The organism is Desmospora profundinema (assembly GCF_031454155.1).
Classification (GTDB): Bacteria; Bacillota; Bacilli; order Thermoactinomycetales; family DSM-45169; genus Desmospora; species Desmospora profundinema.
The window spans coordinates 1-18,965 of the sequence record NZ_JAVDQG010000001.1 but is presented as its reverse complement, the minus strand read 5'-3'; the positions used below and the strand labels follow the sequence as shown (position 1 = coordinate 18,965).

Below are 18,965 nucleotides of genomic sequence, written 5' to 3'. Positions count from 1 at the left end.
GATGCGCATCATTGGTGGGTCATGAAGAAGTATTCATTTAAGTATCCCACGGGAGTAGACGCAAATAACCGGCACTCCCTACCGATCAGGAGGCCGGTTATTTTTTCGGTTCTATGGAATAGATGTCCGTTGTTATCCACCCCATGTGCCCTTGGCTGTTTCACGCGCCGTATCCACTCGATCCTCAATTTGGTGATACGGGATGCGTAACGCCCCTGATTCCACCTCGTAGACATATCCATGGACGACAACCTTTTTACGAAAGAGCGGGAAATGACGAAGGGTTTCCACTGCAGCCAGACAAGCGGCGTCTACGTCGTCCATTCCTGGGTACTACCTTTTTTTATTTCTGCGATTTCGAATCATACGGATCAATTCACGTCGCTCGGTTTTTGCATAACGCCACAAAGCGAGTCCGCCGATGATGCCAACAACCAAAGCCACGAGATAAAGCATTTCATCCATGGGATTACTTCCTTTATGTTTTTGTATACTGCGATTATTTTGCCCTGAATGGATTTCAAAAAACAGGAGTCTCCATACCTAATCCATATCCCATTGGTAAGGTAAAGACAACGAACCGTTGATCTCATCACAAAAATTACCAACCCTCTTCATTTTTTCATCAAAAATTGAACAACTCTTCTTGTTAAGGTGATACATGAACACTGAAAGGAGGGATACCAATGAAAAGGAAAATCATTCTGATGCTGTCGTCTCTTGCTGTGGCAGCCCTGTTGATTGCAGTACCGGTTACGTTGGCCAATCAAACGGATTCCGGCAATGGAATGTCCGGGATGATGAACGGCAGTATGATGAACATGATGGATGCCATGGATTCCCCCCAAGGAAAACAGATGATGGAGGATTGTGCTCAAGTCATGAAAACGTATGGGGAGGACAATAAAAACTAAGAAGGCCATGCCAAGTGGGATGTTGCGGACTGTCTTCTAAACAGTATAAAAACCATACACAAGAATCCCCTCGGGAGGCCGACCCAAACGTAAGCCCCCTGGATCTGTTAAAAATACGGTTGGCCCGCGGGGAAATTTCAATTGAAGAATATGAGAATACAAAGGAAATTTTAAGAAAATAGCACCTGTGTCCGACTTTTATTAAAAGCACCAGTGTCCGGCCATCGTGCACTGGTGCTTTCCATACCAGTATTGAGTAAGAGGAGTGAAAGGAATGGAATGGTTGACGATCTTAGGTCTTCTTGCCTGCCCCTTGATGATGATCTTTTGTATGAGGGGGATGTTTCACAAAGACAGCGCCCAGAAAGGCGAAAGAGTTACAAAAGAACAACCGGAAATTTCACCACAGGAATTACAATCCCTTCAGATTCGGATGGGTGAATTAATGGAGCAAAATCATCATCTAATGAAGGAATTGGAATCGATCAAAGGGGCAAGAAAATCCGATTCAAATTGACCTTAATGTATGATAGGAGATGGAGGTTTTACCAAAGATGAAAGTTGTTTTATTTTATATTGGCGATTTTCCTGTGAGATCCTATGGACTTATTATTGCCATGGCTGTTCTGTTGGCTGTAGGTGTCGCTTTTTACTTGGCTAAGGGAACCAAATATCGTGAATACGTAGTGGACATGAGTTTTTATGTAGTGATCGGAGCCATTTTAGGCGCTCGGCTTTGGGAGGTACTCTCACTTCGTTCCCTGGTCTCGCTATGCGCTTTTTGCAACGAAACGAAGTCAGCCATACCGACCCGGGATCCCGCCACGGATTGATCAGACACGCCCTAGTCACTCACCTTTAAACGATCTGCTTTGGAATCTGAACGTATCCAACACAGATCCTTCCGTATCGATAGAAGACTTCGACACGTTTGGGGATGATCCATGAGACGTCTTTAGCAAGTTTCTTCATTGTTTATTCACGATTTACGCTAGACTCTTAGGAAACGAACGACGAGGTGTTCTTGATGTACGAATGGATCAGTCAGATCAGTAATGCCATAAGCCTTCCTCTATTAAATTATCTAAGCACCGGTCAAGGTCCCCTATGGAGCGCGTTTCTACTCGGTTTAATAGGGGCGCTGGCCCCCTGCCAGCTAACTGGAAACGCAGCTGCCTTGTCTTATCTGACGGAGCGGGCTAACCGGGGTGGCCACATTCTCTCTGAAACCGCCGCTTACCTTGTGGGAAAAGCATCGGTCTACCTCTTGTTGGGTGTTTTAGTCCTTTGGTTTGGGACCTCCTTGGAATCCAGTTTGATTCCTCTGTTCCAGTGGATGCGGAAACTACTCGGTCCCCTGTTCGTTCTTTCGGGATTGCTACTGATAGGATGGTTAAAGCTCCGTGGGTTCCGGATAGGAATTTCGGACCGTCTAAAAGCTTGGTCCCTACGGGTTGGGGGACGACGATCCGCTTTTCTGCTGGGCTTTTCCGTATCTCTGGCATTCTGTCCCACGATGGCCACCCTGTTTTTCGGCTGGCTGATCTCCTTCGTCCTCTCTTATGGCGCCGGGTGGGTGTTGCCAGCTGTCTTCGCTATCGGCACCTCGATCCCGGTTCTTATGCTTGTCACCCTGGGATCGATCATCGGCCTGGACGGCACCGTTATCCGACGCTCACGGCGCTTTAGCCGGACAGTCAGTGTAATCACCGGACTAGTGCTAATCCTTTTGGGCCTATTTGACACCTGGACTTATTGGACCTTATGAAAATATAAAATGTTTTTTTCTACCGGATGAAGGATGCGCCAACCTGAGTAAGGGATAAAGGGCTCCCTGCACTTCCTATACTCCTCTATGCTCACGTCTGTGAACTTTGCGGCCAGGAATGCATGTATTACCCCGACCCGCACTCCCAGCACTGCGCACAGGTCTGTCTTCATTGCGCCTATGCGAGTAGTCATTCAATGCATGAACGGCAACGAGAAAACAGCGGACCTTTTCCTTATCCACCTCTCCGATGATCATATTGACAGTTTTCTGAAAGATCTGCAGAAAATCGAATACATTTGGCCAACCCAAATACCCCAATCTTTAGAGGAGCATTGAGGTATTTGGGTGAGGTTAAGAAGCCATCTGTCTGCATTCAGCCGCACATTGCCGACAAACATCCGCACATTTTTGGCAGTGATCATCCTTAAATGTGGCACATTCCTGCGCACACGCCTCGCAAATCATTGCACACACACCACAAATTTGCTTGGCGTACGTACTGTTTCGAGACATGTACCGGGAAGAGATGGAGCAAATTTCGGCACAGTCCCGGAGTACCTGAATGCAATCCATCCTCGCTTGTACATCGGGTTCATTCAAACACGACGTCAGGCATTCTTCACAGGCCTGCATGCACTGGTTACACATATCGATGCAGGATTGGTATTGTTGAACATTAGTACTTACTATGGCAGGCATTTATCATCCACCCCCTTCCTTTTTAAAGTAAGGTTTGTTAAACAGTCTGGACTTATTCAAACACGCTCTTATACCATTGCGAGCGAGAAAACCCCTAGCTTTAGATATGGGGATGAAAACGGTGGCCCAATCAAAAACTTCCCGATCGACAAAGGGAACACGGAGTTCCAACGAACGAGCCATCATCATCTTGTCGGCTTTCATCAGAATATCACCGCATAGCCAAGTATGGATATCTATGTTAATCCAGCAAATTATTTAAATTAAACTACCCAAATAGGAGTTTCTGTGATTAAAAAAGATTGAGGCCTATGGGATTGCCCTTAGGTTTCAGGAATTTTTCCAGAAAATAATGCAATAGTGTTACAACTCATCGCCACGTACAGATTTAGCCTATCTAACAGAATGTCTGTAAAAATTTTAATACTCCCATTGATGGCGCTCCTAAGCCGTCGTTCACCTTAGCAAGGTCAGGACAGGGTTCACTCGATAGCCATTCAAGAGTCACTGCATCGATCGCTGCGACACCTTCCGCCGCTCATGCTGCTTACGCCATCCGTATGGGGTCATGCCCCGCGGCTTGTACACCGACAGGATCATAATCAGAAGCAACACCACCAGGCCGCCAACGGAGTGGAGCAGTGAGCCCCCCAGCGCTTGGAGATCGGCAATGGACGTGGTCGGATCTGCTGCTACGCCTGCCATATAGCTGCTTGTCTGTGTGTGCCCCAGCAAGATGATGGTGGCAAAGAGGGTTAGCAGCAGTTTAAACAGGATCCAATAGTGCCGAAATAAGCCCCACGGGGTGCCCAATGACATGACAAGCCCCGTCAGCAGGGAGGCGAGGGCCAACGGGACGAGAGCCCACCAGATGATTAACTCCATCGCGATATAGGCGGCACGCAATATTTGAGCATCCCCGCTGGTTACAACGGCAACGTCGAGAGCGATATAGGCAGTAACCGCGCCGAACCAGCCGACCGAGGAAGTAATATGCGCGATAAGAGCAAACTTGCGAAGGCCGGGTGTCATGGTCATGACTGTTGCACCCTGTGTTCGTTGAGCGGTGTCCGGCCACCCGCGTCATCGGACGGAATGTGGCGACCGGGGCCGTGGTCACCACCTCCGAAGAGCATGATGATGACAAGCAACAAGACCAGGGCGATCACGATGATCCCAGACACCTTTACCCAGCGCGGTGTACCGGGGTAGGGGGGTGGATCAGCCATATGTTTATCCTCGTCTGTTGTGCGTTTTCTCATCGAGAGATCCTCCTTTTTGTTTTCATGATTTTTACTACAAAATCCAGCATAGCACTGTTTGATGAACAGAAGATGAACGGAGAATCACTCGTTTTGAGGTTTTTTAGACATCTCCAAAACGATCGGAAGCGTAAAAATGAAGGTAGTCCCTCTTCCTACTTCACTTTCCACTTGAATATCGGTTTGATGGAGATCTAAAATGTGCTTAACAATGGACAAGCCGAGCCCTGTACCCGCATTTTTCGCCCGGGCTCTATCCGCTTTGTAAAATCGTTCCCAAATCGATTCCATGTCCTCTTGCCTGATTCCCGGTCCTTCATCTCGAATAGACACCACCGCTTGTCCTTCTTTTTTCAAAAACACTTCGACAGAACGATCGGGTGGAGAAAATTGCACGGCATTTTGAATCAAATTGACGATCACTTGATCCATCCGATCCGGATCGGCAAATACGTAGATGTCTTTTTCTTCTTCAGATATCAACTCCACATGGACCTGTCTTTTCACAAATTCAGGTTCCATGCGAGCCAGGATTTGGCGAACCCGTTCCGACAAATTAAAGATGACAGGCCGGATAACCAACTGTCCCGCTTCTATTCTAGCCATGTCGAGAAGATCATCGACCAGCTTCATCATTCGCTCGGTTTGTTCTTTCATAATCGTTAAATAATGGCTCTTTCGTTCGTTCGGAATCGTATCATCCAGAAACGCCTGGACAAATCCATGAATCGAAGTGAGAGGGGAGCGCAAATCGTGGGAAACATTGGCTACGAAATCCTTTCTCATCTGATCCAAACCGGCCAACTCCTGAGCCATAAAGTTGAGCGTCTTCCCCAATTCTCCCAGCTCATCACGCGTCTTGATTTTAATTTTTTGATCAAATTGTCCCTTAGCAATTTGGAGGGCAACTCGATTCATTTGCCGAATGGGGGCGGTGATTCTTTTCGCAAGGTAGTAGGTAAACAAGCCGGTAATGGTAATCGAAATCACCGAGGCCAATCCAAATGCCTTCATTCGGTCTAAACCTTCCGAATTCGGATGTGCGTGATCGAAATGATCCTGAAACAACAAATAGGAAGCGAAAGTAAAAATGACATGCGACACCATGAGTATGACGATATAGGTGATAAACAGCTTCAAAAAAATACTTTTTATTCGAATCACCGGTTGTTCACCTCAAATTTGTATCCAACTCCTCTTATGGTCTTCACTTTCCAATAAGGGTTGGAATCCCCCAATTTTTCTCGAATCCTTTTAATATGCACATCGACTGTTCTCGGATCCCCCTCAAAATCCAACCCCCATATTTGATCCAACAACTGTTGACGTGTAAACACTTGATTTGAATGTAAGGCCAGAAAATACAGCAACTCCATTTCCTTGGGCGGTAACACGATCTCATGTTTATCACAGACCACCTTGTATTGTTGAGGATCAATCTTCAACAAGGGAAGTTCAATGATCTCATTTATATTGAACATCGGATTGGTTCGCCGCAGTACTGCTTTGACCCTCGCCATCAATTCGTTTGGGTCAAAAGGTTTCACCAAGTAATCATCTGTTCCCAGGTCGAAACCTTTCAGTTTATCATCGTTTTCGCCTTTCCCCGTCAACATGATAATAGGAGTTTTATCAAATCGTCTTATTTCCGTGCAAACTTCCCAACCGTCCATTTCAGGCATCATAATATCCAGAATGACAAGATCTGGCGGGTTATCATAAAACAATTCCAAACCTTCCATCCCATTGTTAGCAACGTAAACAGTATATCCACTTTTTTCTGCGTATAAAGTGATCAACTCACATATATAAGGATCATCTTCAATGATAAGAACGTTCACTTTCTTGTTCATCCATTGTCCCCCTAATTATTTACAAATATATTACCATCTTTTTATGAACAGAAAGTGAACAAAAGCATACTGCCAGCCTTGTTCACCTATTTCTTCCGCTTATTCAACCATGCAAACTTCCCTGCAAACGGGGAGGAAGACGATAGGGACCGATTGGGATTTGGATTAGACTGGTTTTTCCTTGTGGAGCCAAACGATAGAGTTCATCACACGAGCCCGCATCAAAATCGAGAAGCGGGTGCCCCCCCATCCCGAGGGCGGACGCCGCCAGCAGTAAACGATGCGTCAGCATACCCGCTTCCATCTGTTGAATGCGGTACCCTCTATACCCCAGCGCCCCTTTGAGGTGATCCCGATCCCCTGTCACATGAAAGCAGAGCGGTACTTGGGACAAGTTTACCGTATGCGAGGACATTCCCTGTTGCAGCCGCCGACGATGATCTCCAGGGCGTATCTGCCGGAATGCATGAGCGGCCCTGTCATAATGGTAAGCACCATCCGGAATGCCTTCCACACCATGCAAACATCCAACCAGTGAGACACGGGATACGAGATTCTCCTGTGCTCCATCCAAATCATTCCGATACGAAAAAGAAGCTGTCGCTTCCCGTAACAAAGCGGCCAGTTGCGATTGACTCACCTGATCCAAGACAAAATGGATCCCTGGTGAAAACCGCTTTCGACAGACTGCCGCCAGATCATACGATAGCCGGTCCACACGGGGCAGGAGGATTATCTCACCCTCACAGCTGCTGTTCTTCTCCCCCTTTACCTGCCGAAACGGTTTGATGGATTCCAGCAGGGAGGCTTCATTCATCCGGATGATCATTGGATACTCGATCCTTCTCTTCGACCGGATGTCATGTTCATGTTGCAGCACTGTCAACTCTCGGCACAACTCCTCGGCAGAGATCGACTTGTCATTATTCTCTTCATCAAACCTCGTAACCCTAGGATCCAACGCCAGCGGAACGACTGCATACACACTCTCCTTCCATTCGGACAAACCCAGCAGATGGTTAACGGCCCGATCAAGAAACCGGAAGTAGACCGCCGATTCAAAGCCAAACCGCTTCGCCACCTCCAGCAGCTGCCCGATTAACACGCCCGTATCCAGCCCTTGCAGACGATAAGCAAAGTGATGATATTTAAAGCCATTTTTCTGAAACATCGTAGACACAAAAACGACACCAAAATAAGCCGACACGTCACAGCGATAGCCGAGAGCCCGGGCCAGGTAAGAATCATAATCGCCTTTCCGCAACAACACCAAGCGGTGATGAGCCGCATCATAATGATATATCCCCCGCGAGACTTCATCCATGTTCAGATACACGTACAATTCGTTGGGATACAGCGCTCCGCCGGAGGGAACGAACCGCCGGTACATCGCGTGTTCCACGGCACCCGAAGGATGGACGGGTTGGCAGAATTGCGAGAGTCCGAATCCATACCAGAAAAAATGGCCGATTTCGCGAATCTTCGGCTTTACAGGCACTTCGCATCCTTTGAGCGTCAGCGGTACTTCCAAAGAAAGCGGGATTGCAGGCAAGCCGTGGTAACGTTTATACGGAAGAGGTGTATCTTCCCAATCTACCTTCCAATCTCGCGGTTGAGTCTTGGCAATGTCAAAATGGAGATGGTGCAAAAATGTTTCTAGACTCATCTTTTCCCCTCCCCACGGCTTATGGAAACGGATGCGGATGTGGATTAAGCTGTTCCAGTGTCAGTGGTTGTTCGGTATATCCGAGATCCACCGGTACCCTCAACACCCGGTCCATCCCTTCCAGGCGGGTAAAATGATGTCCGAAGGTCATCGGCAACATCCCCGGGATCAGCACTTTTACGCAAAAAAGTCCGTTTCGACTCAGTTCTGGTGTTGTCTGGTTCACTACAATCACATCAAGGTTCAATCGGTGAAACACCTGGAGTATTTCCTTCAGGTCCTCGGTCAAGTCCATATGCCTTTTCTCTTGCTGGAACTCCTGGTCAAACCTTCGCAACGGACGCTTTTCATCCAGCAAAAAATACAGGCGCTTCTTCGCTTGCGGCAAGCCGTATAGGATAGAATGGTCCTCCATCTGTCGCACCAGAGTTGAGTCGTGAAACATATGACCCGCCTTCTCTCGATTTTTCTCATATTGCTTATGAAGCATCCGCATCGTGCTGGACAATTCATGAACTGCGCCTTTTACCGCCCGGACGGGATCCAGATGGGCTCCAGCCGCACAGATCAGATGGGCTCCCTGCGATTTTCTGTTTTTCGCCAACGCCCACACACTGGGAATGTTGTTCTCCATCGTCGTGTTAAAAAAATAGAGATCATACCCCGTCACCGTTTGAAAACGATCCACCATCAACCGCAGATCGCGATCTTCAGCGGAAGTCGGATCCAAACGGGGGACAGGCAATTGAGCATACCACGTCATCAGGAAGGAGTCGCGTTCGACGACTTCCAAAAGGCCGTAGAAAACGGCCTCTTCCAAACTCCCACCCAAAGCGCATCCATTTGAAGTCTCAAAGACAAAACGCTCTCCGCAACCCGGACCGAAATAAGCGAGAGACTTTGGAACTAGTATGGGGCGCTCCTGCAAAAATGAATAACCCCACACCCAATCGAGCAGGCGGTCGGGATCAAAGGGGGTAAACGGAAAATCCGGCTGCGCATACTGCTCCTTTGCGTGCACCCCGATGGTGCCGGGGTTCAGCGCTTGATCGTCCAGATTTCGGTAACAATCGTGGATCGTCGTCCGTTTGCCGCGGGGTTGCAGCCCGCAGTAGCGCTCCAAACCCTCCAAAATAGCCGCACACTCACTTTCCGCATAGGAGTGAGTGCGCCCCCCCGTTCCCTCATCCCCCGTGAACGACGGCAGATTCACCCCCGCATCCGCAAAGGTGGACGCCAAATCATGCATTTTCCCGTTCAACATGCCGGTTCGATGATCGAGATAGTCGTTTACCAGCACTTCCTTCAGTTCATTCATCGAGCGGCAGCGATATGGATCATGACGAACCTTTGGACTCGGTTGTAGGGAAATTCGGCTCGCTGTCGGCGAATCAGCAGGCAATCGACCGCAAACCGAACACAGCGGGTCAGGCAGAAAAAAGTGACGGGAGCCTTGCAGTGTTTTTAGGTTGATTAAAAATACCCGTCCTTCCAAGTGGGTTCGACTGCCTTGCAACACCCTCCGTGCCTCTGCCGCCAGCAGGTGAGCCATGTGCAAAAGGCCCGTGCGCGATGCCCAAGAATCGTGGGTGGTTGACCGCTGTTGCAACTGCCACATCTCTTGGCGGTCGCGTCCCGCTGTGAGGCGTCGCGTGTCCGCACATCGGGAGCACCCAGGCGTTCCCGGGCGAACCAGCGGTCCAACCACTCCTTCTCCAAACGAAACACCTCCCCGCAGCCAGGGCATGCCGGCTGTCCGGAACACCTCTTCCGCCTGGTGATAAACGGATGGATTCCAGGAATCATACAATATTAGAGCCAAGTCTGCTTCTCCTGTCTCTTCCGTTTTCAAATCGGTTCGGCGAAGGATTTGGCATCGGGGGGAGAGTTCCCCACACACGAAATCCGCCAACAGCCCTTCTCCAACAACCACCACAGTGCTCACCGGGATTCCTCCCCTCGTAGCAACACGCCAAACACTCCCGCCAGCTTCTCTTTTAAAAAGGGTTCCTGTGCCAAGTCAAAGACCATCATCCGCTTCTGATTCCGTTTTAAGACCTGCAAGGCGGTTTGCAAAACCTCCTGTTGTGTCGATTCACCACCCGCAGGAATGACCAGGCTTTGCGGTCGCTTTTCTTCCAGAAGAACCGTCGTACACTCCACCGCTTGCGCTGAATACTGCACCGCTGGGTCTTGCACCTTTGAGAGCGCCTGTTGCAAGGCCTTCCGTAACGCCATGGTCACATTCAAGCCTGCAGTGCCGTACCAGCGGTCCCCCGTGCCGACCCATACCACAGGGAAGCCGGACACTTCCTCCCCCAATCCGATCATCGGATCGCCTGTTATCGTGGTTAATGCCTGCAAATAAAACCGGCAACGTTCATCCTCCACCGTGCTCAACTGCACCCGGAAGACGAGAGGCTTTTGATCCGCCAGCCTCTTTTCCAGTTGCTTCAGCAAACACTTTTGCAACCCGCGCCAAATGCCTTCCGCAACCGTTTCCCCCGCTCCGACGCCGATCCATTCCTGTGGTTCTGTCAACCCCTCGACAAGGAATCCCACCATTTGGAATACATACGCTTCAATCCCGGCTAAACCCGCTTCCCGCCGTGCCTCCTCATGCGTCAAACCGGTACAAACCATGTCAGGCAATAATTCCGCTGGTCCCTCCGACAGCGGGTCGGCTGCCTGAACGCGGCACTGAGCCAATGGCAGCTGCTTTAAATCCCCCTCCTCCCAAAGATGGAAAACCCCTGATTTCGCTGATGTCAACAGACTGAAGACCGAAAACAATCCGTCCGACTCTCTTCGGACTAAATCACCTTCCAGAAGAGCATCGAGATCGTGAATCTCTTCCGCTTTTGAATACCCAGCCACCAGCGGGTGTGGGATAAAAGAATGCCAGTCTCCTTCCATCGTCTCTAAATCAAGCAAAAAAAAGCGATCATTTGCTTCCATGATCACACCCGTCGCCTTTTTGAACCATTCAAACACGATCACATTAGCCAATACCGCTCCCGCAGTGGAAGAGAAAGCGTGTAACTGCGGATCTTTCCAAAGAGCGGACCCGTGTATGCGGCGCCAGGCAGACTCCCAACACCCCCCGGAATCCGGATGCACCAGGGGACCCGCCATCCCCGCCTGCTGCAGACACATGGCGGGGATGAAAACCTTTTTTTCCTCCCGGCAAACCGCATGGATAACACGAAACTCCTCCACATCGCCCTCCTGGGACACATACAAAATCACATCATACGGCTGGACAGCCGCCCGCCAAGACCCTCCTTTTTTTTGCAGGGTGAACTCCTCCAGCGCCACCTCGGGGTCCGTTTGACGGGCATGTGCTTCCAATTCCTCTAACCGCTGCCGATGGGTCTCCATTCCGTCCGTGGCCAGCATGTGGAGCTTGGGCAATCCGGATTCCAACAACGCCGCAACCAACGACATAAAAAACGGTCCGGAACCGACCGCCAACACCTTGCTCCGACGATAGCACTGAAAACGGTAGGCGCCCGAGCCGCCGAAACTATCCAAAAATTCAATTTGGGAAGCATACGTTTTACAAACCTCATCCAGCAATTGATGCGGACGGTCTTGGCTGATATCCCGAACAAAACCGTTTTGGTATAAAGCTTCTGCGATTTCATATATCCGATCCCGATACGGATCCGGCAATCCGTCGGTCAATTCCTCCAATGTGTGTTCTCCGTTGAACAGCGGGATCAGTTTTTCAATCCACTGATGGATCGTCCGGCCTTTCATACGGAATGAGACAGCGTTGTTCCGAACATACACACCACCGTTGGAATCAGGCAAAAAAAAGGTGTCCTTTTTCACTTTCAGACACATCGAGGGCATCAAATTTGTCATTCCCACTCCTCCTTCCCATGCTCTCTTTCTGATCCGCACCATACGTTGATATCTTTATGTACTGCTTGATCCCTCATACCTACCTGAAGAGAAAAACCCCTGCCGGTTCACCATTTGCAGGGGCGATTCTTCTCTTCAGGCAGCCGCCGTTTCCATTTGAACTCTTGTCTGTGTCCGTCTCCATATTAGCTAACAGTGACAATGCCAACCGTAACAATGATGACAGTGATGACAGTGATGACAGTGATAACAATAGTGGCAATGATGGCAATGGTGACAATGCCAGTGACAATGAGCATCACCGGAAACATTCCCGCCTTGATTTTCCCAAGACGTCACCTTACCTGCCTGAAACTCGTCAACATTCAACTTTTGAAGATCATTTTTGAAATCATCCATACATACAACCTCCATAAATAAAATGATTAGGCTCCACTGGCACTGAATAGAGGAGCCGACTACGGAAGCGATGGAGATCATCCTCTGTAATCGCCCATCACCCCTTCCATCCATTGTTATATTTATGGAGTAAATACCTATAGTTGCACGTCCTTCATTAATATGTTAGACCGCATTTAAACGGAATTTTGAGGACCTATAGAAAAAGCCGGCTCCGTCAAGGGAAACCGGCTTTTCTGATTCCGTTATTTAACTAACAACCACATTCGTCTTCATCCCGTTTCCACTCGGTATCCTTTCCGGTTGCCGGGCAAGCCCGGAATGTTTCTCCTTCGCCATAAGCCGCTCTTTCGCCTGCTTCGCATACATAGTCACCAGGCTCGGCTACCCGGTCACCCGTTCGAAACGCACGTTCGCGATCAACCATCATGGATTCACCTCCTTTTCCGGTAGGGTCTCCATAACCGAATTTCCTTATTTAAACACCTCTTGACCTTGAAGTCAGGTATAAGGTTTATCCTGTTAGTAAATGTATAATCTATTTGTTAATTGGTATATGGACTTTCAACTATTGGATGCACTGCTTATACTTGAATATATAAAAAAGCCGGTAGCAACCGATCTTATCAGCCTGCTCGTTAGCGGCAACAGGTGCAGGATAGGGGAACCCTTTATCTCAAATGGGTAGAGTAACCTTAGATACAGATCCACCCGGCTACACGCTCAGGAATCACAAAATAACGCTTTTGCGGTTTTAGCTGAATCCTCTCTTCAAATTCTTTGTTATTGTCTTCCCAGATCTGATATACACAAGCACCCTGAAACGGGACGGTTAACCCCGTTGGATAACTTATTGGAATCGGAAGCATTTCTTTAGACCCTGTTCGCCATCTTCATTGATCCCTTTGTTTTTTCGCCCAAACTTCGTAGATCGTTTCCGTATTCGTCGATCATTCGCTTCCACATGTACTCACCATCCTCGAGTCTGATTCAGGCTTGTGCATTGTCCATACCGATAATGTCGTCCTCGAATCGCTTGATAGATGCCTATTTTTAGTTTTTATCATACTATTTTTGATATACTAAAATCGACAGCCAAAAACGGTGAAAAAGGAGAAGATAAACGTGTCCAATCCTATAACCATGTACGACTATCACGTTTGGGCGAACCAAACTCTTTTTAACCGATTAAAAGAGCTTCCTGGTGAGGTATACGTTCAGGAGGTGCAAAGCATCTTTCCTTCCATATCGAAGGTGATGTCTCACATTTACATTGTTGATCACGGCTGGTTAAGCGTTCTTTCCGGTGAAAGCATGAAGGAAGCGATGAAGTACGCTGTCCAATTGCAGGAAGAAGCAGAATGCAAAAGTATCGAGGAATTGGAAGCGATGTATATCGACTTGTCCAGGCAATTTAAAGCGTTTATCAGCAAACAAGCAGATCTGGAGAAAATCATTGTCCTTGATAATCCATATGCGGGAATCCGGAATACCCGTTTGTCGGAAATCATCATGCATGTAGCCAATCATGGAACGTATCACCGTGGCAATATTTCAGCTATCCTGCGTCAAATCGGGCACGCCTCCACCATGACCGATTATATGGTTTTTTTGTATCAAGAGGATTCAAAATCCGCCGCGGAAGAAAACTCCTCAGCTAGATAAACTGTTTCCAATACCCAGAAATGGGCCTTAAGGATATTTTGGTTGTTTACGAAGAACAACAATAGAGACCTCCGCCAAGATCAAGGCGGAGGTCCTTTTTTTCGCTTATTTATAGTCGTTTTCTAATTCAATGCTTTAGTCATTGGATAAGGAGTCTTGTACTTCGTCTTTTCGTTCGTATACCCCATCTCGGGCGTCCGATTCATTATCTAGAATTTGACCGATAACATGTAAGCTGGTTTCTTGCGCATATACCCACATTGTTAACCGTCGATCCTTCGCAAGACGAATTAAAGTATCTTCTTCGGAGCCAGTGATATCACTAATATAAGGGATCCACTCCTCGATTCGCTCATTTTCATCCGTAATTTTCTCCTTCATAGCCCTCTCATTATCTCCTACTTCCTTTCGCATCTTTCCCCCTTCAATTAAAAGGTCAACTGCATTACGATGTGCCCAACGATCCCATTGTTGTATTAAACGGTTACGTTCTTTCTCCATGGATTCAGCTAGTTCATCACCGGTTTGGACTGCGGTAAACGATCCCCCGCCAGCAACGGCGATTTCGCGTAATGCTTGTTGGCCAGCATTGTTAACATCAAAACCGATTAGGTTCACAGCTGCTTGAATGTCTGACTGGTTTAGCTTTTTCGCTGCGGCAACCGGGTCTCCATCGCAGGTTTCCACTCCATCACTGACAATGTATATAAGATTTTGTGCATCAGTTTGTCCTGATAACTGCTTTTCGGCTTTTTCAATGGCGGCAGCCAAGGGAGTCCACCCCACGGGTTTCACGCTGCCCAAAGCCTTATCAAAGTCAGAGCCGTAAGAAGCTAATGGATGAATCTCCTCAGCACTGGAGCAGGAAATCTTTTTATCTTTTTGGCTGTTACTGCCCTTATGACCATAGACCTGCAAGGCGACATTTGCGTCTTCTGGAAGCTCAGATACAAAAGAACGAATTGCCTGCTGTGCCAGATCCATCTTAACGCCGCCAGGGACCTTAGCCGCCATACTCCCACTGGCATCCAACAAGATCAACACATTAATCTCTTGTTCTCCAGGTAGCTGAACCTCACTGTCTGGTCCCTTTGAAGGCCCCATGATGCTGGTATCGTAGTCTTCAAAGAATTGTTTATACGGTCGGTAATCTTCCGCAATAAGAGCCAACAGTCGGTGGAAATATTCCTCATCGGATCGGTCTTTGGGAAAGGCCTCAATCGCTTTTTTTACCTTCGCTTCGTCATAGTTGTCGCCACCAAATTCCCCTGGTCCCTGCTGGATGATTTCCAGTGCTTCAGTTCCGGCAAAATTCTTATGAGGTTCTATCTCTTTGATTGCTTTCTGCTGGGCTTCCTCCTCTCCGCCGCCATTCTTTTGTGAGATATCCGCTTTAGAGTCTAGAAACGGTACACAGCCAACTAGAAGTACCACACAAACAAACATGATCAAAATGCGAGATAAGTACAACTAATTCTCCTCCTTCAAAAGTCCGGGTCGATGTAGCCGTCTCCGTTTTGTATAATTTTAATAACATCGGACGATGGTATTGGTTTCATGTTGGAAAACCAGTACCTAATAAACGCCTAACATACTAGCAATTGATTCCACTTATGGCAATAGACTATCTGTATTATTTTCTCCTCTTTTTTTGAAACGGTTCATTTTACGGGAGGTCCGTTCTCTTTGTAGCGGGTACCGGCAGAAAAAAGGAAGGGGCTGGGTTCGTCTGACCATCGCTATCGGAGGGTTGGCGACTAGCGCCCAGGGAGCCACAAAAAGAATGGAACGAAGTCTGTGATTTGGGAAACTGGCCCTGGATAAAAGTTTCCGTTCCCTCAACGAGGTGTTGCCCATGGTGATAGCTGGGCAGCAGGCGGGTTTTGATCGACTTTACCTCCCGGCTCGTAACGCACCGGAAGCTTGGTTGTGGAAGGTGTGGAAGTATTTCCTTTACATTCCACTTCCGTTAAACCTCGTTTCTGGAGGATCTTCAACCGTTGGTGACCACTGACTAGATTTCCTGTTCGACGGTTCCAAACTAAAGGTTCTACATACCCAAGTTGATCCAAGGACCGTTTTAGTTTCTAGTACTCAGGATCACTCGGCTGTAAATCTTTACGTGGTTGTATGCAGCAGGATTGATCTTTGCAACAGACATCTTTTTTATGAGCAAACCGGTTCACCCCATAACCTTTGTCTGCCCCTTCTCACCCGTCGCTCCAGTCCATCCATCGTGTGAAAAAAGACACCCGTTGGGTGCCTATAATCCTTTGTAAAATAACGACTCAAAGCCTCTGACTGTCTAAACTTTATACTAAATATCCTCCGGTTCAATCCATTGCTTTTTTTGGAGATGATAATACCCACCGTCTAAATACGCTACACAAGGAAGGTGATAATTGTCACCACCTCCCTTATCAAAACACTTTGCTAACCACTCGACGTAGTATTCACGACCGAACTCAATCAGTTCATCTTCCAGCTCAACAACATCATCCTCATCAAGACCCAAATCGTCCACTTCTAGATTCTCCATAAGATCCACACCCGCTATACCTGGTTCAGGGAAGTCATGGAGATTTGATACACTGATGGCAGAATGAACCGTAACAGAAAGAAATTCGCCGTCTGTTTCAAAATCAAATAAAAGGAAGCGGGTGTCGGATGGAAATTCTGTTGATAACACTTGTTTGATACCACTAATTGTATCCTCTTCTTCAGCATGAATGCTTTGTATTACGTCTTTTTTAAAACATCCAGGTCCAATGGAATCACCTCATTTACTTTTTAGATCCTCCCCAGATTTGCCGTCCACCTGAATGGGCAGAATGGGCATGATATTTGTATTCCACTAGTTGCATCTTGCTAGGATCTTGATGATGGTACTATTCCAGTTATTCGTGGTTTTCTATCGTCCACGAAAAAGCACCCGGCTGGGTGCGTATAAAAAAGATCTTCGACTATTCATCGTCATCATCGTCCCAATCCAACTCATACAACATGCTTTCCATCTTTGAAAAAGTATCGCAGACATGCGTAATTGAACCCGACTCATGATTCCAATAAACGATGGTGGGCTCTTCACTATCCCGATAATCAAAGCAATACATATTACCGAAAGGATCTTTTGCAAAGGGAATCACTTTTAGTGGAAGATGTTTTTTTAATGAGCCGTATACATGTAAGAAATTAATAGGAGAAGAATTATCGAAAGATAAGAGACATCCAACTACTTTTTCTTTGTACATTCCAAAGTCGATGGTATTTGGAGTCGGAGGTTCCCCGTGTGAAGTCTTAGCTACTCGCTTATAGTCAATCGGGAACCTTACTCCTAACCTTTGTTGAATTTCCTCAATGGTCTGTTCATTAGCAGGCACTTCACTCTCATACCACTTCACATAGATCACCTCGCCAAATACTCCCAAATAGGGAGCGCAGGGTTAGGATTAAATCATGAATCGGCTTTCTCGGAATCCCACACCTCTATAAATTCGTATCCAACCAACGAACTTGAGGTTACCCTATCTTTAAACCCGTCTGAAACAAAAAACTGACTATGAACCCTACCATCGTCGTAATAGACTTTAAACATTTGCTGACCAATAATTTTCTCAGGTACAAAAGAATACTTTTTAAACCCTGATTTACGCCCTGATTTTAGTATTCTTTTAGGTAATGACTTATCAAAGTCAATTGCATCAATTACATTTAACACATGGATTACAAAGTATTTATGTTCGGGATGACTTAAAGGTAATATCTCAACTTGATTTTCTATTAAGTCATGCACAACATTTAACGCCTTTTCGGAGAAAACTGGAACAAAAGACTCTCCCCAAAAATGAGGAAAATCGCTTTTATACCCTTCAGTCAGAGTGTATACTTCTAAATTTTCCCAACCATCCGCTATTGGAATCGGTTGATTAAATATATCAAAATATTTACCATGAAATTCATCAAAGTTTACAGTGTGAATACTTTCAAATCCGGCATCTAGTTTACTTTCAAATTTCCATACTTTCATAGATAACACCTCTGGAAGTGTTAGTTGAGTTGCAAAGAACCGTCTAGAAGTTCCTTTCTGATTTGATGTAGTTCATTAACTATATCCTCACGTGTACCATCGTCTCGTTTTACTTCAATTAATCTCCTGTTAATTTCCTTCATATAACTCTCCGCATGATTCCCTCTGTGCAACGCCTCATCTCCTACATATTTACTTCCCTTCTCATATGGCAAAAACACACCATTTACCGCCGATTCAGTTTCTATCCCATATTCTCTTAAAATCCTTTGAGCCTGATCTGCTCTTGGATCATTCCACGGAACAATATGGTGAGCCGCATTAGGATAAGGTGGGGGCTCAACCCCAGCAGCTTTTAGTTCATCACGTAATATCTTAGAACGTCCCTTCTCCCAATACGAATCCGGATATTCCCCTGTTACTTATATGCGGTTACTAACTCTAGAGGCATATCCATCAGCTGATGTTACTTTTGCACCGTCTCGGGTTCTTGTACTGGTTTCACCACCACCTTGCGCCTTCCGATACCCCTCGGCCGCATCATCAAAGTGATTATAGATAAACCGCCCAACAGGACCATCTGCAGCAACCACTACTCGATTCTCAAGCTGAGGGATTAACGCTTTTAACTTGTGGCCATGGTCCGTGATCATCCCGCCACCAAAGCCGAGCAGTCCGCCTAATGCTCCCGCGATCAGAACGTTTGTCCAATTGACTTTGCCTTCTCGTAGAAAGTCGAAGGTCGCTGTTTCTCCTACACCGGCTGCTCCACCTGAACCCAACCATGGAAACCAACGCCCCATCCAGGTAGAAGTCATTGCCATTCTTCCAAGAAGACG

General features: G+C 47.2%; 24 protein-coding genes and 2 pseudogenes. 6 read left to right on the top strand and 20 right to left on the bottom strand.

What is annotated here, in order from left to right:
* Positions 1–132 precede the first annotated feature (132 nt).
* The gene (locus tag JOE21_RS00115; protein ID WP_309860743.1) at positions 133–324 is read right to left on the bottom strand and encodes a carbonic anhydrase; all 192 of its coding nucleotides are present in this window, start codon (positions 322–324) and stop codon (positions 133–135) included.
* Between the two features lie 9 nt (positions 325–333).
* Entirely contained in the window at positions 334–465 is a 132-nt protein-coding gene (locus JOE21_RS00110; protein ID WP_309860740.1) for a hypothetical protein, read from the bottom strand.
* A gap of 221 nt (positions 466–686) precedes the next feature.
* On the opposite strand from JOE21_RS00110, the gene JOE21_RS00105 reads away from it, so the two are divergent.
* The 5 genes from JOE21_RS00105 (at position 687) to JOE21_RS17895 (ending at position 2,936) form a co-directional block, all read left to right on the top strand.
* Positions 687–914 (top strand): hypothetical protein, encoded by a 228-nt coding sequence (locus tag JOE21_RS00105; protein ID WP_309860736.1) that lies wholly within the window; start codon positions 687–689, stop codon positions 912–914.
* Between the two features lie 274 nt (positions 915–1,188).
* A complete protein-coding gene (locus tag JOE21_RS00100) occupies positions 1,189–1,431 on the top strand; it encodes a DUF2933 domain-containing protein (RefSeq protein WP_309860732.1) in 243 nt (80 codons plus the stop codon).
* Between the two features lie 37 nt (positions 1,432–1,468).
* Positions 1,469–1,747: a prolipoprotein diacylglyceryl transferase family protein gene (locus JOE21_RS00095; RefSeq protein ID WP_309860730.1), complete on the top strand. Its 279-nt coding sequence runs from the start codon at positions 1,469–1,471 to the stop codon at positions 1,745–1,747.
* A 194-nt stretch (positions 1,748–1,941) separates the two neighbouring features.
* Positions 1,942–2,682 (top strand): urease accessory protein UreH domain-containing protein, encoded by a 741-nt coding sequence (locus JOE21_RS00090; protein WP_309860728.1) that lies wholly within the window; start codon positions 1,942–1,944, stop codon positions 2,680–2,682.
* A 77-nt stretch (positions 2,683–2,759) separates the two neighbouring features.
* On the top strand, positions 2,760–2,936 hold the full coding sequence (locus JOE21_RS17895; protein ID WP_510183837.1) for a four-helix bundle copper-binding protein: 177 nt from the start codon (positions 2,760–2,762) through the stop codon (positions 2,934–2,936).
* A 100-nt stretch (positions 2,937–3,036) separates the two neighbouring features.
* Here the strand turns inward: JOE21_RS17895 and JOE21_RS00085 are convergent, their stop codons facing one another.
* The 11 genes and pseudogenes from JOE21_RS00085 to JOE21_RS00035 all read right to left on the bottom strand — a co-directional run bounded on the left by JOE21_RS00085 (position 3,037) and on the right by JOE21_RS00035 (position 12,864).
* Positions 3,037–3,384, bottom strand: a complete 348-nt coding sequence (locus JOE21_RS00085) for a four-helix bundle copper-binding protein (protein ID WP_309860726.1) — start codon at positions 3,382–3,384, stop codon at positions 3,037–3,039.
* A gap of 120 nt (positions 3,385–3,504) precedes the next feature.
* Positions 3,505–3,624 (bottom strand): annotated as a pseudogene (locus tag JOE21_RS00080) (asparagine synthase-related protein); the annotation flags it as partial.
* A gap of 264 nt (positions 3,625–3,888) precedes the next feature.
* Complete coding sequence (locus JOE21_RS00075; protein WP_309860723.1) at positions 3,889–4,422, bottom strand: DUF2269 domain-containing protein; 534 nt, start codon at positions 4,420–4,422, stop codon at positions 3,889–3,891.
* Positions 4,419–4,646, bottom strand: coding sequence for a hypothetical protein (locus JOE21_RS00070; protein WP_309860720.1), 228 nt, complete (start codon positions 4,644–4,646; stop codon positions 4,419–4,421). The genes JOE21_RS00075 and JOE21_RS00070 overlap by 4 nt, the downstream gene beginning before the upstream one ends.
* A gap of 84 nt (positions 4,647–4,730) precedes the next feature.
* The gene (locus tag JOE21_RS00065) at positions 4,731–5,810 is read right to left on the bottom strand and encodes a sensor histidine kinase (RefSeq protein ID WP_309860717.1); all 1,080 of its coding nucleotides are present in this window, start codon (positions 5,808–5,810) and stop codon (positions 4,731–4,733) included.
* Positions 5,807–6,499: a response regulator transcription factor gene (locus tag JOE21_RS00060; protein ID WP_309860713.1), complete on the bottom strand. Its 693-nt coding sequence runs from the start codon at positions 6,497–6,499 to the stop codon at positions 5,807–5,809. Before JOE21_RS00060 ends, JOE21_RS00065 begins: the two co-directional genes overlap by 4 nt.
* Before the next feature lie 103 nt (positions 6,500–6,602).
* On the bottom strand, positions 6,603–8,165 hold the full coding sequence (locus JOE21_RS00055; RefSeq protein ID WP_309860710.1) for a SagB family peptide dehydrogenase: 1,563 nt from the start codon (positions 8,163–8,165) through the stop codon (positions 6,603–6,605).
* A gap of 19 nt (positions 8,166–8,184) precedes the next feature.
* The gene (locus JOE21_RS00050) at positions 8,185–10,110 is read right to left on the bottom strand and encodes a TOMM precursor leader peptide-binding protein (protein ID WP_309860707.1); all 1,926 of its coding nucleotides are present in this window, start codon (positions 10,108–10,110) and stop codon (positions 8,185–8,187) included.
* Positions 10,107–12,035: a putative thiazole-containing bacteriocin maturation protein gene (locus JOE21_RS00045; protein ID WP_309860704.1), complete on the bottom strand. Its 1,929-nt coding sequence runs from the start codon at positions 12,033–12,035 to the stop codon at positions 10,107–10,109. Before JOE21_RS00045 ends, JOE21_RS00050 begins: the two co-directional genes overlap by 4 nt.
* Before the next feature lie 189 nt (positions 12,036–12,224).
* Complete coding sequence (locus tag JOE21_RS17890; RefSeq protein ID WP_510183835.1) at positions 12,225–12,434, bottom strand: heterocycloanthracin/sonorensin family bacteriocin; 210 nt, start codon at positions 12,432–12,434, stop codon at positions 12,225–12,227.
* Positions 12,435–12,687: 253 nt separating this feature from the next.
* On the bottom strand, positions 12,688–12,864 hold the full coding sequence (locus tag JOE21_RS00035; protein WP_309860698.1) for a hypothetical protein: 177 nt from the start codon (positions 12,862–12,864) through the stop codon (positions 12,688–12,690).
* Between the two features lie 695 nt (positions 12,865–13,559).
* On the opposite strand from JOE21_RS00035, the gene JOE21_RS00030 reads away from it, so the two are divergent.
* A complete protein-coding gene (locus JOE21_RS00030) occupies positions 13,560–14,099 on the top strand; it encodes a DinB family protein (RefSeq protein ID WP_309860695.1) in 540 nt (179 codons plus the stop codon).
* A 135-nt stretch (positions 14,100–14,234) separates the two neighbouring features.
* On the opposite strand, the gene JOE21_RS00025 is transcribed toward JOE21_RS00030, so the two are convergent.
* From JOE21_RS00025 to JOE21_RS00005, 7 genes and pseudogenes are all read right to left on the bottom strand, one after another.
* On the bottom strand, positions 14,235–15,569 hold the full coding sequence (locus JOE21_RS00025; protein WP_309860692.1) for a vWA domain-containing protein: 1,335 nt from the start codon (positions 15,567–15,569) through the stop codon (positions 14,235–14,237).
* Between the two features lie 847 nt (positions 15,570–16,416).
* Positions 16,417–16,788 carry a hypothetical protein gene (locus tag JOE21_RS00020; RefSeq protein WP_309860689.1) on the bottom strand — a complete coding sequence of 124 codons (372 nt, stop codon included), beginning with the start codon at positions 16,786–16,788 and terminating at the stop codon, positions 16,417–16,419.
* 94 nt (positions 16,789–16,882) lie between these two features.
* Positions 16,883–16,972 (bottom strand): annotated as a pseudogene (locus JOE21_RS17730) (HNH endonuclease); the annotation flags it as partial.
* A 90-nt stretch (positions 16,973–17,062) separates the two neighbouring features.
* Positions 17,063–17,500 carry an SMI1/KNR4 family protein gene (locus JOE21_RS00015; protein ID WP_309860686.1) on the bottom strand — a complete coding sequence of 146 codons (438 nt, stop codon included), beginning with the start codon at positions 17,498–17,500 and terminating at the stop codon, positions 17,063–17,065.
* A gap of 53 nt (positions 17,501–17,553) precedes the next feature.
* On the bottom strand, positions 17,554–18,126 hold the full coding sequence (locus JOE21_RS00010; protein WP_309860683.1) for an imm11 family protein: 573 nt from the start codon (positions 18,124–18,126) through the stop codon (positions 17,554–17,556).
* A 20-nt stretch (positions 18,127–18,146) separates the two neighbouring features.
* On the bottom strand, positions 18,147–18,500 hold the full coding sequence (locus tag JOE21_RS17725) for an AHH domain-containing protein (RefSeq protein WP_374709303.1): 354 nt from the start codon (positions 18,498–18,500) through the stop codon (positions 18,147–18,149).
* Between the two features lie 48 nt (positions 18,501–18,548).
* Positions 18,549–18,965, bottom strand: a 417-nt coding sequence (locus tag JOE21_RS00005) for a hypothetical protein (protein ID WP_309860681.1), incomplete at its 5' end; no start/stop codon positions are given.